The organism is Paracoccus sp. SCSIO 75233 (assembly GCF_027912675.1).
In the GTDB taxonomy this organism is placed as follows: Bacteria; Pseudomonadota; Alphaproteobacteria; order Rhodobacterales; family Rhodobacteraceae; genus Paracoccus.
The window spans coordinates 308,024-323,398 of record NZ_CP115757.1; the positions used below are offsets into that span (position 1 = coordinate 308,024).

The window sequence follows — 15,375 nt, forward strand, 5'->3', positions numbered from 1 at the left end:
TTCCGTGATCTTGAGGCGCACCCTTCGGGGCGCGCTTTTATTTGCAATATCTTAGCTGGTGGTCCTACATTATCCGGCGCGAAGGACATCTGTGAGGCTCAGGCATGGCGATCTTTAATCTCGGTTCGATCAATATCGATCATGTCTACCGGCTGGATCATTTTCCGGCACCGGGGGAGACGCTGGGCGCGCGCGAATACGGTCAGGGTCTCGGCGGAAAGGGCGCGAACCAGTCGATTGCTGCGGCGAAAGCCGGGGCGAGGGTGGTTCATATCGGGGCGATTTCCGCGTCTGCCGACGCATGGGTGCTGGACCGGCTGAACGAGGCCGGGGTGGACACCACGCATATTGCGCGGCTGGAACATGCTGCAACGGGGCATGCGATCATTCTGGTCGATGAAGGTGCGGAGAACGCGATTGTCCTGCATCCGGGCGCGAACCGGCGGTTGCAGCCGGATCAGCTTGCGCTTGCGCTGAGCGGGATCGGCCCGGACGACACGCTGCTGATCCAGAACGAGACGAATTTGCAGGCCGAGGCCGCGCGGATGGCGCGGGCAGCCGGGGCACGGGTGGTCTATAGCTGCGCACCGTTCAGCATCGCGGCGGTGCGGGAGGTGATCGACCATGTCTCGCTGCTGGCGCTGAACGAGATCGAGGCGGCGCAGCTTGCTGAGACGATGCCGGGCGATATTCCGGTCCCTGCGATGCTGGTCACGCTTGGCGCGGATGGCGCTGAATACCGGGATCTGGTGACGGGCGAGACGACGCGGCAGCCGGCCTTTCCGGTCAAGGCCGTTGACACGACCGGCGCCGGGGATTGCTTCGCCGGGTATTTCGCGGCGGGGCTGGATCTGGGGCGCGATATTCAGGAGGCGCTGCGCCATGCCTCCGCCGCGGCGGCGGTCAAGGTCACGCGGCGTGGGGCCGGGGATGCGATCCCGAAGGCGGCGGAGGTGCTGGATTTTCTGGCAGAAAGAAAGCCCGGCTGACGGATCAGCCGGGCTGCGGTCGCGCAATCAGATCGCTGCGGATCAGAGACCGAGCGAGCCGTAGACATTGGCGATCCGCCGGATCGCAACGACATAGGCCGCCGTGCGCAGGTCATCGACGCGCTTGTCGCCGAACCAGACCTCCTGCATCTTCTGGTAGTTCTCCCGCATCGTATCGTCGAGGCCGGAGCGGACCAGTTCGATCTCGTCAGCGCCGTGCAGATAGGCTTCCTTGAACCCGTCGGTCATGGTCCATTTCAGCCCGGAATCCGCCGAGAGGCGTTCGATTTCGGCGATCAGCAGCTTGTTGCGGTATTCTTCGTAACGCCGCTCCATCCGGCCGAGGCTGATCTGGGAGAGGTTTTTCACCCACTCGAAGTAAGACACGGTCACACCACCGGCGTTGGCGTACATATCCGGGATGATGACGACGCCGCCTTCCTGCAGGATCTTGTCGGCTTCGGCGGTCACGGGGCCGTTTGCAGCCTCGATAATCAGCTTGGCCTTGATGCGTGAGGCGTTGTTCGCGGTGATGACGCTTTCAACGGCGGCCGGGATCAGGATGTCGCAATCATCCTCCAGCCCTTCGAGACCGGCTGGGCGGAAGCTGGCACCGGGGAAGTTCTCCACCCCGCCGGTTTCCTTGATATGCGCCTTGAGCGCGTCGATATCCAGACCGTCGGGATTGTGGACGGTGCCGTTATATTCGACCACGGTGACAATCGCACAGCCATCCTCTTTCTGGAGGAACTTGGCGGCGTGATAGCCCACATTGCCGAGGCCCTGAACGACGACGCGCTTGCCGGACAGATCGCCGGAAAGCCCGGCGCGTTTCAGCGCTTCGGGATGGCGGAAGAATTCCTGAACGGCGTATTGCACGCCGCGCCCGGTTGCCTCGACCCGCCCGGAGATGCCGCCGATTGTCACGGGCTTGCCGGTGACGCAGGCCTTGGCGTTGATGTCATCGGGATGCAGCCGCTTATAGGCGTCGGCCATCCATGCCATTTCACGCTCGCCCGTGCCCATATCCGGGGCCGGGACGTTCTGCGACGGCGAGATCAGGCTGCGGCGTGACAGCTCATAGGTGAAGCGGCGGGTGATCCGCTCCAACTCATCCTCGTCCCATTCGCGCGGGTTGATCCGCAGCCCGCCTTTGGAGCCGCCGAACGGCACCTCGACCAGCGCGCATTTATAGGTCATCAGCGCCGCCAGCGCCTCGACCTCGTCCTGGTTGACCGAGGTCGCATAGCGTATGCCACCCTTCACCGGCTCCATATGTTCGGAATGGACGGAGCGGTATCCGGTAAAGGTGTGGATCGCACCCCGAAGGCGGACACCGAAGCGCACCGTGTAGGTCGAGTTGCAAACCCGGATCTTCTCCTCCAGTCCCGGCGGCAATTTCATCAGCGAAGCCGCCTTGCCGAACATGATGTCGACTGAGTCGCGGAATGACGGGTGGTTCTGGCTCATTGTTGGACCTTTTGAGCTGCCTGTTTCTTGGGCAAGCATCGCCTTTATGCCGAAAATTGGCAATGAATTTTGGCGGCCAATTAACGGTCTTGTCGGATTTGCTCTCTATGTGGAATATGGGCGAGTTTCTTCGATGATTGGTGTGTCTGTGTAATGATTGAAAAAAAGAAAACGATAACCCGAGGGCGAAAATTCGATCAGGTCATTGAGGGCGCGCGCGGCGTCTTCATGCGCGAAGGTTATGAAGGGGCGAGCGTTGACGATATCGCCCGTGCGGCTGGCGTGTCGAAGGCGACGCTCTACAGCTATTTCCCCGATAAGGAGGTTATGTATAAGGCCGTGTTCCGGGCGGAGTTGCTGCGCGAGCGGATAGATTGCTCGGCGGTTGGAGATCTGGATTTGCCGATGGCGCAGGTATTGCGCTTCACCGGGCATCTGATCGCCAGTCATCTGACTTCGGATTTCGGTATATGCATGTTGCGCATGTCGATTGCAGAGGCGGCGCGCTTTCCTGATTTGGCCAAGGAATATTATGAAATAGGCCCGAAAGCGCTTCTGGAGGCGCTTGTCGGGCGGTTCCGGCAATGGCAGCACGACGGGATGCTGCGGCAGGATCTCACGGATCTCGATCTGGTGGCGGATAGTTTCGTGCATCTGAACTCTGCCCGGGTGAAAGATCGGGTGATGCTGATGGGGCGCCGTGCGGTCGATGACGATATGATCCGCGATACGGTCAATAACGCGGTCGACGTATTTCTGCGCGCCTATGGTACGCCTGCCGCGCAAGGGGCAGCCTCGCATGAAGCAGATGTGACAACGCCGTAGCCGATGTGTGCTTAACAGCCGCAGGTAATACGCGTAAGCTTCGGTCAAGGTCCCCGGCAAAGCGGGGCCGTGATGCAGGACATGAAAACGGGACAGAAAGAAGCCAATGAAGACAATTTTCAGGATAGCCGCGCCTTTTGCTGCGGCAATTTCACTCTCCGGTTGCATGATGGCACAGGCCCCGGTGAGCGAGATGCCGGTGCAGCCCGTGGGGATCGAGCCTCTGCCGACCGCTGCCGATAGCGGGTTGGTGGAACGCAAGCCCGACCTTTGCAAGGCCAGCACCTATGCCGGCCAGATCGGGCAGCCGGGCAGTGTCATTCCGACGCTTGGGATTTCGCGGGACTATCGCGTGGTTGAATATCGCGGGATCGAGCCGCAGGATTACGATCCGAACCGGCTGGTTATCAGGCTGGATGCGGCGGGCAATATCTCTGGCGTGGATTGCGGCTGATGGCGCGCGGATGGATCGCGGCGTTGCCGGTGATTGTGGCGATGGCGGCATGCACTTCGGAGCCTGAACCCGGACAGCCGGAACCGCCCCCGCCTTCGGACGCCTGTGGCGCGTCGGAACATCAGAAGCTGATCGGTCTGAACCGTGCGATTCTGGGTGGCGGCGCCCTCGGCAAGGCGCGGCTGATCGGTCCCGAGACGGCGGTGACGGCGGATTATCGTCCGGATCGGCTGAATGTCGAATATGACGAGGACGGCGTTATCACCAAAGTCTCTTGCTTCTGAACGCGAGAGAGTGTCACGATCAAATCATGCAAAACCCGCAGCACCCGATCTCCTCCCAAAATGACCGGATCGCTTTTGATCGCGAAGAACTCGGCGCGATCCTGTCGGTTTATGGAAGGATGGTCGCGGCCGGGGAGTGGCGGGATTACGCGATGGCGTTTCTGCGGGATGTGGCGGTGTTTTCCATCTTCCGCCACAGCGCGGAGACGCCGATTTACCGGGTGGAGAAACGCCCCCGGCTGCGCGGCGCGCAAGGGATGTATGCGGTGATTGCGATGGACGGACGTATTCTCAAACGCGGGCATGATCTGAAACAGGTGATGCGGGTGTTCGACCGCAAGCTGATCCGGGCCGTCGATCAGCCCAGATAGGCGGCAAGCGCCTCGGGCGGGTTGTCCAGCAGCCTGCCGGTTGCTGTCGGCGCGGAGGCGCGGCCTTCGGTGACGACGATCGTCTCCGGCGCGAAGGCGCGGGCGTCGTCGGGGTCGTGGGTGACCATCAGCACGGTCGCGCCGCTTTCCTGTGCGATGCGGCCAAGCAGTTCCAGCATCTCGGCCTTGAGCGCCGGGCCAAGGGCGGAGAACGCCTCATCCAGCAGAAGGATCGGGCGCGCGCGCAAGGCAACGCGGGCAAGCGCCACGCGGCTTTGCTGCCCGCCGGAGAGGGCTGCGGGTTTGCGTTCCGCCATTCCGCTCAGCCCGACATCGGCGAGGGCTTTGGCGACCGCCGCGTGTTGTTCCGACGACAGCCGCAGATCCGGGCGCAGGCCCAGCCCGACATTCTGCGCGACGCTCAGATGCGGGAACAGGTTCTGGTCCTGAAACAGGACCGACACCGGACGAGCGCCGGGATCGAGGCGGCCAAGATCCTGACCGTTCCACAGCACACGACCAGACGACAGCGGAACGAAGCCGGAGACCATGCCCAGAAGCGTGGATTTGCCCGCGCCGGACGGGCCGATAACGGCGACCTTGGCCCCCGGCTCGACGGTGAAATCGGCGCTCAGGCGGAACTCGCCAAGCTGGGTTTCGGCGTTGTCAAATCTCAGCATTCAGGCGGCCTCCCCGGTCGAACGCCCAGAACAGGGCGAAGCTGATCGCCATCAGAATCACGGCGCAGGCGGCTGCGTCGGTCATCCGGTAGCTGTTCATGAGCTGGTAGAGTTTCAGCGGCAGGGTCGGGTTTTCGCTGTCTGCAAAGAGTGTGATCACACCCAGATCGCCCATTGCGAGCGCCGCCGACAGCCCGCCTGCGAAGCCCAGGGGCCGGGCGAGGCGGGGCAGGGTCAGGTAGCGCATCCGGGCGAAACCCCGCATGTTCAGCGAGGCCGCAAGCCGTCCGTAATCTGTAAACAGCGCATACACAGCGGGCAGCAGAATGCGCAGCGCAAAAGGCAGCGCCATGACGGCATTGATGATGACCGTGACCGGCAAGGCAAGCTCCGAAGGCGAAGCAACATTGCGCAGCAGCAGGTACAGCCCGGTGCCAAGCACCAGTGGCGAGGCGACGAGGGGCAGCATCCCGGTGATCTCGATCCAGCGGCGACCGCGCGCGATTGACAGGGCGAGCGACAGCGTCAGCGCAAGGGTCAGGAAAGCGGATATCAGCGCCATGAGGATGGAGCGGAAGGCGGCCTCCCAGACCGGGCCGGGCAGGGCGGCAATGCGCGGCGCGCCTTGCAGTATGACGGACAGCATTGGCAGCAGCAGGAAGGCGGCGGCGAGCGCGATCATGGCGGCGTCTGCCGCGACACGCCAGCCGCGTGGCCCCCGGATCGGGGCGTCGCGGTCCATGCCCGCGCCGAACCCGGCGGGGATGGCGACCCGCGATGACAGCGCGAGGGCGAGCAGGCACAGCGCGACCTGAATAAGCGCCAGCGTTGCCGCCTTGCCCATGTCGAAATCAAATCGGAACGCCTGATAGATCGCCAGCTCGACCGTTGTGGCGCGTGGTCCGCCGCCTAGGGCGAGCGCCACGGCAAACGAGGTCAGGCAGACGAGGAACACGGCCAGCCAGGCGCCCGGCAGCACGTCACGCAGCATGGGCCGTTCCAGATGCCGTCCGGTATCGGCGGGCGAGAAGCCCAGCGATTCCGCCAGCCGGAAACGCTCTGACGGGATGGCCTGCCAGCCATGCAGGATCATGCGGATCGCCAGCGGCAGGTTAAAGAACACATGGGCGAGGATGACGCCCTGCCAGCCATAGATCGAGACCGGCGCGATGCCGAACCAGCCGAGCAGGTCATTCGCCAGACCGCTGCGCCCGAAGACGGTGACGAGCCCCATGATGGCGACGATCACCGGCAGGATGAAAGGGGCGCCCATAACGGTAATCAGCACCGTCCGGCCCGGAAATCTGCGCCGTGCGAAGGCCCGCGCGACCGGGATTGCCAGACCGGCGGAGACGGTGGCGGAGACGACCGCCTGCCACAGCGTGAACCAGACGGCGCGCCAGTCCCAGACCTCCAGCCCGCCGAAGCCGCCGGAATAGACCGCGACAACCCCGAGCGTTCCCAGCACGAGCGCGACGAGCGCGCCCGCGGCCAGCGTGCCTGCCGGGTCCGCGCCTAGCGCGCGAAGACGTTCAGCCATTCATCGAGTGCCGGTTTGCGCAATGCCTCGGCATCGTCTTCATTCAGGAATATCGTCTTGTCGGGCCGGGGCAGGGCGGCGAAGTAATCCGGCAACTGATCGGCGGGCAGCTTGGACGGATAGGACCAGTTTGCCTCGGCAATCATGCCTTGGAAGTCTTCGGACAGAATATAGTCCATGAATTTCTGCGCCAGTTCCGGCTGATCGCTGGTGGCAAGCTGGGCGGCAAGTTCGACCATGAAATAATGGCCTTCGGGGAAGATCGCGGCCTGCTTGGTCTCATCCTGTTCGGCACCGATATGATAGGCGGGTGAGGTGGTGTAGCTGAGGACCATATCCGCCTCGCCATCGGTGAACATGCCGTAGCTTTCCGACCATCCTGCAGTCACAGTCAGCACTTTCGGCTGAAGCTTCTCCCACGCCTCGGTCGCGCGGTCGCCATATACGGATTTCACCCAGAGCAGCAGGGCAAGGCCGGAAATCGAGCTGCGCGGATCCTGAATGACGATTTTCAGATCGTCCGGCGCGTTCAGCAATTCGTCGAAACTCGCGGGCGGATTTTCGAGCCGCGTGTTGTCATAGACGAAGGCGGTTTCGCCCCAGTTGAAGGGCAGGAACACATCGTCGGTCCATTCGACCGGCAGGGTCAGCCCGGACAGATCCTCGTTATGCGGCGCGAAAAGCCCGGTTTCGCGGGCGCGTTTCGTGACATCGGTGTTCAGGCCGATGACCGCATCCGCCGCTGTCTGCTCGCCTTCCAGCAGGATGCGGGGCAGCACGTCGCCGGTCACGAATTTCAGGTCGCAGTCGCAGATCGCCTCGAACCCTTCCTTGATCTTCGGGCCGGGTCCCCATTCGGAGGCGAAGTAATCGGGGGCGTAAACGGTGAACTCGGGACCCGCCGCCATTGCGGGCGTGGTCATCAGCAGCAGGGCCAGAACGGAATTCTTCATCGCTTCCTCCTTCTATGAATTACGGAAAGAAAGGGCAGCGAAACCTTCCCTCCGCCGGTGTTAGCCGGATCAGGTTCTACGGGTCCGCAAGATTGCGTCTCAGCCAAAGGCTCCCCGAGGCTCAGCCAACATGCGCAAACATTCGGGCGGTTGCAACCCCCGATCGCGGGCGCTTGCTGTCGGCCCCCGTGGCGGATAACCAGAAGCGCAAAGGAGATCCGCGATGAGCCTCAACAGCTTCGGTCATGTTTTCCGCGTCACCACCTGGGGCGAGAGCCACGGGCCGGGCCTCGGCGCGGTTATCGACGGGTGCCCGCCGGGTTTGGCGCTGAGCGAGGACTGGATCCAGCCCTTCATGGATCGCCGCCGTCCCGGCACGTCGAAAAACACCACGCAGCGGCAGGAGGCCGACCGGGTCAGGATCATGTCCGGTGTGTTCGAGGGGCGGACGACCGGCACCCCGATCATGCTGATGATCGAGAATACCGATCAGCGGTCAAAGGATTACGGCGAAATCGCGACCTCGTTCCGTCCGGGGCACGCGGACATCACCTATCACCAGAAATACAGTATCCGCGATTATCGCGGCGGCGGCCGGTCGAGCGCGCGGGAAACGGCGGCGCGGGTGGCCGCCGGGGCGGTTGCGGTTGCGGCGCTGCGCGATCTTGCGCCCGCCGTGTCGGTGACCGGCTATATGGTCCAGATGGGCGAGATGCGGCTCAATCGGGCGAAATTCGACACGGCGGCGATCCGGGATAATCCGTTTTTCCTGCCCGATGCGGATGCGGCGCAGGCGTGGGAGGATTATCTGACCGGCATCCGCAAGGCGCAGAACAGCGTCGGCGCGGCGGTTGAAGTGTTGATCCAGGGCTGCCCCGTGGGTCTCGGTGCGCCGGTTTACGGCAAGCTCGACACCGATCTGGCGGCGGCGATGATGTCGATCAATGCCGTGAAAGGTGTGGAGATTGGCGAGGGGATGGCGGCGGCTGCGCTGACCGGGACGGCGAATGCCGATGAAATCCGCATGGGGCCGGACGGGCCGGAATATCTGTCGAACCATGCCGGGGGGATTCTGGGCGGGATTTCGACCGGGCAGGACATTGTGGTGCGATTTGCGGTCAAGCCGACCTCCTCGATACTGACGCCGCGACGGACGATCAACCAGTCGGGCGAGGAGATCGAGTTGATCACGAAGGGCCGCCACGACCCTTGCGTCGGCATCCGTGCCGTGCCGGTGGCAGAGGCGATGGCAGCTTGCGTGGTGCTTGATCACCTGCTGCTGGACCGCGCCCAGACCGGCGGTCAGCGTGGCCGGATCGGCTGAGGCGGTCGCTCAGAAATCCAGCAGTGCGTAATGCGGTGCCGGGTGCAGCCCCGGTATCTGGTCGGCCAGCACGCCGCGAAATGCCGGGCGGGATTTGATCGTCGCATACCACTGCGTCACCAGATCGGAGCGGTTCCAGTCCACGTCCGAAATATAGTCGAGGCATGAAAAATGCGCGGCGGCGGTGAAATCCGCGAGGCTCAGCGACGGGCCAGCCAGCCAGCGCCGCGCCTCCAGCAGGCTGTGCATGTAGTCGATATGGAACTTGATCGCCGCCAGCCCGGCCTTGACCACGCGGCTGTCGGGATAGCCGGTTTTCTGGACCTTTTTCCACACGCGTTCGTTCAGCACGGGCCGTGTCGCCTCGGTGTTGAATTTGTCGTCGAACCAGGCGCATAGGCGGCGAACCTCATATCTTGCTGCGGCGTTTTCCGGCATCAAGGGTGGGTTCGGGATGGTTTCGTCCAGATATTCGCAGATCGCCTGACTTTCGGCGAGAAGCATGCCGTCATGGCGCAGCACAGGCACTTTCCCCGCCGGGTTGCGGCGATAGAGTTCGGGGTTCTGTTCCCAGTAACGCTCCTCCGCCAGTTCCACCTCGATCCGCTTTTCGGCCAGCACCAGCCGCACCTTCCGGGAGAAGGGCGACAGCGGCGAATGATACAGCCGCGAGGGCTGGTGGCTGGTGGAGGCGCGAGGCATGGCGGCGTTCGGTGTGAGCGTATCGTTCATATCGCCCTGATAAGCGAATCGGCTGGTGCGTTTCAACTCCGCGCGATTGACCGCCGGCAAGCTCCCGCCGCATTGCCCCTGCGGGGCCGGGGGGTTATGTGATAGGCCGAAGTAGGAAAGGGTGGGCATGTCACACAAGGTCTTTATCGACGGCGAGGCCGGGACGACCGGGCTTCAGATCCGCGACCGGCTGGAAGGGCGCGACGATATCGATCTGATCCGCATCGATCATGCCCTGCGAAAGGACGCCGATGCGCGGCGCGCCTGTTTCGAGGCGGCGGATATTGCCATTCTGTGCCTGCCCGATGACGCGGCGCGGGAAGCCGTTGCGATGACCGCCGGTCTTTCCGTCCGGCTGATCGACGCCTCGACCGCGCATCGGGTCAGCCCGGGCTGGGTCTACGGCTTCCCCGAACTGACGCCGGAGGCGCGCCAGCAGACGGCGGCGGCGCGCTATGTGGCCAATCCGGGCTGCTACGCCACCGGCTCCATCGCGATGATCCGGCCGCTTGTCGATGCCGGTCTGATTGCGCCGGAGGAGGCTGTCTCGATCAACGCCGTCTCAGGCTATACCGGCGGCGGCAATGCGCTGATCGGGGAATATGAGGCCGGGACCGCGCCGGATGCGTTCCTGTATGCGCTGGCGCAGAGCCACAAGCATATCCCGGAGATCATGGCGCTGACCGGGCTTGGCGTTCAGCCTGTCTTTGCACCGTCTGTCGGCAATTTCGCGCAAGGCATGGCGGTGTCGCTGCCGCTGCATCTGGGTGGCAGGCGGACGCTGTCATCGCTTCATACGGCCTTGGCGGAGCGCTATGCGGGCGCTGAATTCGTGCGGGTTCGCGAGGCCGAAGAGGTCGGCGCGAGGGTCGATCCGACAGCGCTGAACGGCACCAATATGCTGGATATTTCGGTCCATGGTGATGACGCTGCGGGATGCGCGGTCGTGGTTGCCGTGCTGGACAATCTCGGCAAGGGTGCCTCCGGGGCTGCGGTGCAGAACCTGAATATCATGCTGGGGATAGATGAGGGGGCAGGGCTGTGAGCGGCAAGAAACCTGTTGTTCTGTGCATTCTGGATGGCTGGGGGATCTCTGAGCGGCCTGAACAGAGCGCACCCGATCAGGCCAATACGCCGAGCTATGACCGGCTGATGGCGGAATGTCCGCATGAGACGCTGATTACCTTCGGCCCGGATGTCGGTCTGCCGAAAGGGCAGATGGGCAATTCGGAGGTCGGCCACACCAATATCGGCGCGGGCCGGGTCGTGGCGATGGATCTGGGCCAGATCGACCTCGCCATCGAGGATGGCAGTTTCTACGACAATACCGGTCTTGGCGATTTCATCGAAAAGCTGAAGGCCAGCGGCGGCACGGCGCATCTGATGGGCGTGGTGTCCGATGGCGGGGTGCATGGCCATATCCAGCATGTGATCGCGGCGGTAAATGCCGTGACCAGAAAGGGCGTGCCGGTCGTGCTTCATGCGGTGACGGACGGGCGTGACGTTGCCCCGAAATCGGCGCTCGGCTTCGTGACGGAGTTGCAGGGCAATCTACCGAAGAATGCGCGGATCGGGACCGTCAACGGGCGCTATTTCGCAATGGATCGCGATAATCGCTGGGACCGGGTCAGCCGCGCCTATGCCGCGATGATCGGAGCTGAGGGCGAGACGGCAGCGGACGCTGCCCACGCCGTCGAAGCGGCCTATCAGCGGGGCGAAACCGACGAGTTCATCCAGCCGACGGTGATTGACGGCTATACCGGGGCGAAGGACGGGGACGGCCTCTTTTGCCTGAACTTCCGTGCCGACCGGGCGCGTGAGATATTGGCGGCTATCGGTCAGCCCGGTTTCGATGCGTTCGAGACCGGCAAGCGGCCTGAATGGGCGGCGCTGCTGGGGATGGTCGACTACTCGGACAAGCATAACGAGTACATGACCAGCGCCTATCCCAAGCAGCAGGTCGTAAACACGCTGGGTGCCTGGGTCGCGGCCAAGGGGCTGCGTCAGTTCCGGCTGGCGGAGACGGAGAAATATCCGCATGTGACGTTCTTCCTGAACGGTGGCAAGGAAGCGCCGGAGGAGGGCGAGGATCGTCATATGCCCGCCAGCCCGAAGGTCGCGACCTATGACATGCAGCCGGAGATGGCGGCGGATGAGGTGGGCGATCATTTCGTGAAAGCGATTGAGGACGGCTATGACCTCATCGTCGTGAATTTCGCGAATCCCGACATGGTTGGTCACACCGGCAGCCTGGAGGCCGCCGTGAAGGCGTGCGAGGCGGTTGACCGCAATCTGGGCCGGGCGCTCGATGCGCTGGAAAAGGCGGGCGGTGCGGCGGTGATTATTGCCGATCATGGAAATTGCGAGACGATGGTTGATGCGGAAACCGGCGGGCCACATACCGCGCATACGACGAACCCGGTGCCGGTCATCGTGGTTGGCGGGCCGGAGGGTCGGCATCTGCGCCCCGGCGGGCGGCTGGCCGATGTCGCGCCGACGGTTCTTGCGCTGATGGGTCTGGACAAACCTGCCGAGATGACCGGCAAGAGCCTGATCGGGGACGCATGAGGCTGAGGACTGCCCTTCCGTCGTTACTCGCTTTCGGGCTTTCGCTCGGGGCGGCGCAGGCGCAGACCAGCGCTGGCGAGGACGCGGCGCGGGCAGCCTATCAATTGCGCGAGGCGGCCAGCCAGCTGGATGAGGCGTTAAGCAAGGACGATCAGGTCACGGCGCTGACCGATATGATCCACGCCTACGAGACCGGGCTTGCGGCGATGCGTGCCGGGCTGCGGCAGGCAGGCATCCGTGAGCGTGAAATCAGGGCGGAGTGGGAGACACGGCGGGATCAGCTTTCCTCGATCCTTGGGGTGATGGCGGCGATGGAAAAATCGCCCGAGACTCTGATGCTGCTGCATCCTGCGGGACCGGAGGCGACGGCGCGCTCCGGGATGATCCTGTCCAGTGTCGTCCCCGGTCTGCGGGAAGAGGCGGATGCGTTGAAGAAAAACCTCGACGAAATCGCCGAGGTGCGGAAGCTGCAGGAGGATGCGGCGAATACGCTGGCCGAGGGCTTCGGGCAGGTGCAGGAGGCGCGGCGGCTACTGGCGAGCGCGGTTCAGGACCGCTCCACCATGCCGAAACGATTCGGTGAGAACCCGGAAGAATTGCAGGCGCTTGAGGCGTCGGCGGCGACGCTGGATGCGTTTGCCGAGGGGCTGGCCGATCTGCAATCCGATGTCGGTGCGCCGATTTCGGATTTCGAGGGCGCACAGGGATCGCTGCGCCTGCCGGTCGTCGGGCAGGTTCTGCGCCGGTATAACGAGACGGACGCGGCTGGTATCCGGCGGCCGGGTCTGGTCATTGCAGCCGCCCCCGCATCGCTGGTGACCGCGCCCTGGACATCGACGATCCGGTATCGCGGGCCGCTTCTGGATTACGGGAATGTGATGATACTCGAACCCGCGAAGGATTATCTTCTGATCATGGCGGGCATGGCGCAGGTTTTCGGAGAGGTCGGGGATGTTCTGGCCGCCGGTGAGCCGGTAGGGCTGATGGGCGGCACTGAGCCCTCGGCGCAGGAATTCGGCATCGAATTTGTGGTGAACGCATCGACCGGAGAGGATGCAGATCAGAGTGAAACGCTGTATCTGGAACTCCGACGGGGCAAGGAAACGCTGGACCCGGCGGATTGGTTCGTGCTCAACCATATCGTAGAAAGCGCAGACATAACGGCAAACGAACAGGCGGATTCTCAATGAAGCATTATCTGATTGCAGGCGTCGGTGGCACTCTGGCAGGGCTGCTGCTCACCTCACAGCTTGCGGGGCCGCTTTCGGCGCAGGACGTGGGCAAGAACAGCTCGGTTTACGAACAGCTCGATCTGTTCGGGGATGTGTTCGAGCAGGTCCGCAGCCAGTATGTCGAGGAAACTGAACCGAAAGAGCTGATCGAGGCGGCGATCAACGGCATGCTGCAATCGCTCGACCCGCATTCATCGTTCCTGTCGGCCGATGCCTATGAGGACATGCAGACGCAGACCCGCGGCAGCTTCGGCGGGCTGGGGATCGAGGTCGGGCAGGAAGACGGTCTGGTCAAGGTGATCTCGCCAATGGACGACACGCCGGCAGATGAGGCGGGTGTCGAGGCGGGCGATTTCATCACCCATGTCAACGGCGAGCCGACCATGGGGCTGACACTCGATCAGGCGGTCGATCTGATGCGCGGCCCGGTCGGGTCGGAGGTGACCATCACCATTCTGCGCGAAAGCGAGCAGGAGCCGTTTGATATCGAAATCGTGCGCGACACGATCAAGCTGACGGCGGTGAAGGGCCGTGTCGAAGGTCATGCGGTTGTGCTGCGCGTCGCGACCTTCAACGATGAGACGATCTCCTCGCTAGAGGAAGAACTGGCGAGCGCGGTCGAGGAGGTCGGCGGGATCGACCATATCACCGGCATCGTGCTCGACCTGCGCAATAACCCCGGCGGGCTGCTGGATCAGGCGATTTATGTCTCCGACGCGTTCCTTGAGCGGGGCGAGATCGTGTCGACCCGTGGCCGCACGCCGGAAGAGAGCGAACGCTGGAACGCCCGTCCCGGTGATCTGGCGGAAGGCAAGCCGATCGTGGTGCTGATCAACCGTGGTTCCGCCTCGGCGTCGGAGATCGTTACCGGCGCGTTGCAGGATCATCGTCGGGCAATCGTCGTGGGCGAAAAATCCTTCGGGAAAGGCTCGGTCCAGACGGTTCTGCGCGTGACCTCCGACAGCGCCATGCGGCTGACCACGGCGCGGTATTACACGCCGTCCGGGCGGTCCATCCAGGCGCTCGGGATCAACCCCGACATCATCGTGGCCCAACCCGCCCGCCGTCCGGCGGAGGACGGGGATGAGGATGCGCCGCGCACCGAATCGAGCTTCCTCAGCTCGGAGGCGGATCTGCGTGGGGCGCTGAACAACGACAGCTATTCCGACGAAGAAAAGCGCCAGCTTGAGGAAGAGGCCGCGGAAGTTGAGGCGACCGCGAAGCTGCGGGAAGAGGATTACCAGCTCGCCTATGCCATCGACATCCTTAAGGGCCTCGCGGCGGTCGATTTCAACGCTGATGACGTTTCTGTGGCCGCAACCCCGGCTGTGACCGGCGAAGGCTCGGGAACGGAGGCGGCTCCGGTCGAGGATAGTACGTCGGGCGCAGAGGCTCCTGCGGAAGAAGGGGCCGAATAATGGCCGATGGCAGTGCGCGTCTCGGCCCGTCCGGTCTGCCCTACAGGCCTTGCGCCGGGGTGGTTCTGGTGAATGCCGACGGGCTGGTTTTTGCCGGGCAGCGGATCGACAATCCCGGCCATGCCTGGCAGATGCCGCAAGGCGGGATCGACAAGGGCGAAACCCCGCTGGAGGCCGCATTGCGGGAACTGGGCGAGGAGACGGGTCTGCCCGCCGACACGGTCGAGGTCATCGCGGAGACGCCGGATTGGGTCTATTACGACCTTCCGGATGAACTGCTTGGCAAGGTGTGGAAGGGTAAATATGGCGGTCAGTGCCAGAAATGGGTGCTGATGCGCTTTACCGGCTCTGACGATCAGGTGAATATCGAAACCGAACACCCCGAATTCGACAAATGGGCGTGGATGCGCGCGGACGATCTGATCGCGAAGATCGTCCCGTTCAAGCGTGCCGTTTATGAACAGGTGCTGGCGACGTTCCGCGACCGCCTCGCCTGACGCCGGAACGGGTGTAGGGCAGGCGGGCCGCAGCCCGC

16 protein-coding genes and 1 riboswitch are annotated in these 15,375 nt (G+C 63.5%); of the genes, 11 read left to right on the forward strand and 5 right to left on the reverse strand.

The window, feature by feature from the left end; translation table 11 throughout:
* Nucleotides 1–104: 104 nt before the first annotated feature.
* On the forward strand, nucleotides 105–989 hold the full coding sequence (locus PAF12_RS01550) for a ribokinase (protein ID WP_271108266.1): 885 nt from the start codon (nucleotides 105–107) through the stop codon (nucleotides 987–989).
* A gap of 42 nt (nucleotides 990–1,031) precedes the next feature.
* Here PAF12_RS01550 and PAF12_RS01555 read toward each other — a convergent pair whose 3' ends face one another.
* Nucleotides 1,032–2,459 carry a Glu/Leu/Phe/Val dehydrogenase gene (locus PAF12_RS01555; protein WP_271108267.1) on the reverse strand — a complete coding sequence of 476 codons (1,428 nt, stop codon included), beginning with the start codon at nucleotides 2,457–2,459 and terminating at the stop codon, nucleotides 1,032–1,034.
* A 153-nt stretch (nucleotides 2,460–2,612) separates the two neighbouring features.
* Here PAF12_RS01555 and PAF12_RS01560 point away from each other — a divergent pair, with 153 nt between their 5' ends.
* From PAF12_RS01560 to PAF12_RS01575, 4 genes are all read left to right on the forward strand, one after another.
* On the forward strand, nucleotides 2,613–3,284 hold the full coding sequence (locus tag PAF12_RS01560) for a TetR/AcrR family transcriptional regulator (protein WP_271108268.1): 672 nt from the start codon (nucleotides 2,613–2,615) through the stop codon (nucleotides 3,282–3,284).
* A 166-nt stretch (nucleotides 3,285–3,450) separates the two neighbouring features.
* Entirely contained in the window at nucleotides 3,451–3,738 is a 288-nt protein-coding gene (locus PAF12_RS01565; RefSeq protein WP_271108269.1) for an I78 family peptidase inhibitor, read from the forward strand.
* The gene (locus PAF12_RS01570) at nucleotides 3,738–4,022 is read left to right on the forward strand and encodes an I78 family peptidase inhibitor (RefSeq protein WP_271108270.1); all 285 of its coding nucleotides are present in this window, start codon (nucleotides 3,738–3,740) and stop codon (nucleotides 4,020–4,022) included. The genes PAF12_RS01565 and PAF12_RS01570 overlap by 1 nt, the downstream gene beginning before the upstream one ends.
* A 26-nt stretch (nucleotides 4,023–4,048) precedes the next feature.
* Nucleotides 4,049–4,393, forward strand: a complete 345-nt coding sequence (locus PAF12_RS01575) for a DUF2794 domain-containing protein (RefSeq protein ID WP_271108271.1) — start codon at nucleotides 4,049–4,051, stop codon at nucleotides 4,391–4,393.
* Here PAF12_RS01575 and PAF12_RS01580 read toward each other — a convergent pair.
* The 3 genes from PAF12_RS01580 to thiB are packed head-to-tail and all read right to left on the reverse strand — an operon-like array spanning nucleotide 4,381 to nucleotide 7,566.
* Nucleotides 4,381–5,073, reverse strand: coding sequence for an ATP-binding cassette domain-containing protein (locus PAF12_RS01580; RefSeq protein WP_271108272.1), 693 nt, complete (start codon nucleotides 5,071–5,073; stop codon nucleotides 4,381–4,383). The two genes, PAF12_RS01575 and PAF12_RS01580, sit on opposite strands and share 13 nt — an antisense overlap.
* Nucleotides 5,060–6,613, reverse strand: a complete 1,554-nt coding sequence (locus PAF12_RS01585; RefSeq protein WP_271108273.1) for a thiamine/thiamine pyrophosphate ABC transporter permease ThiP — start codon at nucleotides 6,611–6,613, stop codon at nucleotides 5,060–5,062. Before PAF12_RS01585 ends, PAF12_RS01580 begins: the two co-directional genes overlap by 14 nt.
* The gene (thiB, locus tag PAF12_RS01590) at nucleotides 6,589–7,566 is read right to left on the reverse strand and encodes a thiamine ABC transporter substrate binding subunit (protein ID WP_271108274.1); all 978 of its coding nucleotides are present in this window, start codon (nucleotides 7,564–7,566) and stop codon (nucleotides 6,589–6,591) included. The genes PAF12_RS01585 and thiB overlap by 25 nt, the downstream gene beginning before the upstream one ends.
* Before the next feature lie 29 nt (nucleotides 7,567–7,595).
* A riboswitch (TPP riboswitch) is annotated at nucleotides 7,596–7,693 on the reverse strand.
* A gap of 96 nt (nucleotides 7,694–7,789) precedes the next feature.
* Between thiB and aroC the strand changes: the two genes are divergently transcribed.
* On the forward strand, nucleotides 7,790–8,890 hold the full coding sequence (gene aroC, locus PAF12_RS01595) for a chorismate synthase (protein ID WP_271108275.1): 1,101 nt from the start codon (nucleotides 7,790–7,792) through the stop codon (nucleotides 8,888–8,890).
* A gap of 9 nt (nucleotides 8,891–8,899) precedes the next feature.
* Here aroC and PAF12_RS01600 read toward each other — a convergent pair whose 3' ends face one another.
* On the reverse strand, nucleotides 8,900–9,592 hold the full coding sequence (locus tag PAF12_RS01600) for a glutathione S-transferase family protein (RefSeq protein WP_271109624.1): 693 nt from the start codon (nucleotides 9,590–9,592) through the stop codon (nucleotides 8,900–8,902).
* A 157-nt stretch (nucleotides 9,593–9,749) separates the two neighbouring features.
* On the opposite strand from PAF12_RS01600, the gene argC reads away from it, so the two are divergent.
* From argC to PAF12_RS01625, 5 genes are read left to right on the forward strand one after another with little or no spacing between them, the layout of a single operon-like run.
* Nucleotides 9,750–10,667 (forward strand): N-acetyl-gamma-glutamyl-phosphate reductase, encoded by a 918-nt coding sequence (gene argC, locus PAF12_RS01605; protein WP_271108276.1) that lies wholly within the window; start codon nucleotides 9,750–9,752, stop codon nucleotides 10,665–10,667.
* Nucleotides 10,664–12,190, forward strand: a complete 1,527-nt coding sequence (gene gpmI / locus PAF12_RS01610; protein WP_271108277.1) for a 2,3-bisphosphoglycerate-independent phosphoglycerate mutase — start codon at nucleotides 10,664–10,666, stop codon at nucleotides 12,188–12,190. Before argC ends, gpmI begins: the two co-directional genes overlap by 4 nt.
* Nucleotides 12,187–13,380 carry a murein hydrolase activator EnvC gene (locus PAF12_RS01615; protein WP_271108278.1) on the forward strand — a complete coding sequence of 398 codons (1,194 nt, stop codon included), beginning with the start codon at nucleotides 12,187–12,189 and terminating at the stop codon, nucleotides 13,378–13,380. Before gpmI ends, PAF12_RS01615 begins: the two co-directional genes overlap by 4 nt.
* Nucleotides 13,377–14,840, forward strand: a complete 1,464-nt coding sequence (locus PAF12_RS01620; RefSeq protein ID WP_271108279.1) for a S41 family peptidase — start codon at nucleotides 13,377–13,379, stop codon at nucleotides 14,838–14,840. Before PAF12_RS01615 ends, PAF12_RS01620 begins: the two co-directional genes overlap by 4 nt.
* Entirely contained in the window at nucleotides 14,840–15,337 is a 498-nt protein-coding gene (locus tag PAF12_RS01625) for an RNA pyrophosphohydrolase (RefSeq protein ID WP_271108280.1), read from the forward strand. The genes PAF12_RS01620 and PAF12_RS01625 overlap by 1 nt, the downstream gene beginning before the upstream one ends.
* Nucleotides 15,338–15,375 lie beyond the last annotated feature (38 nt).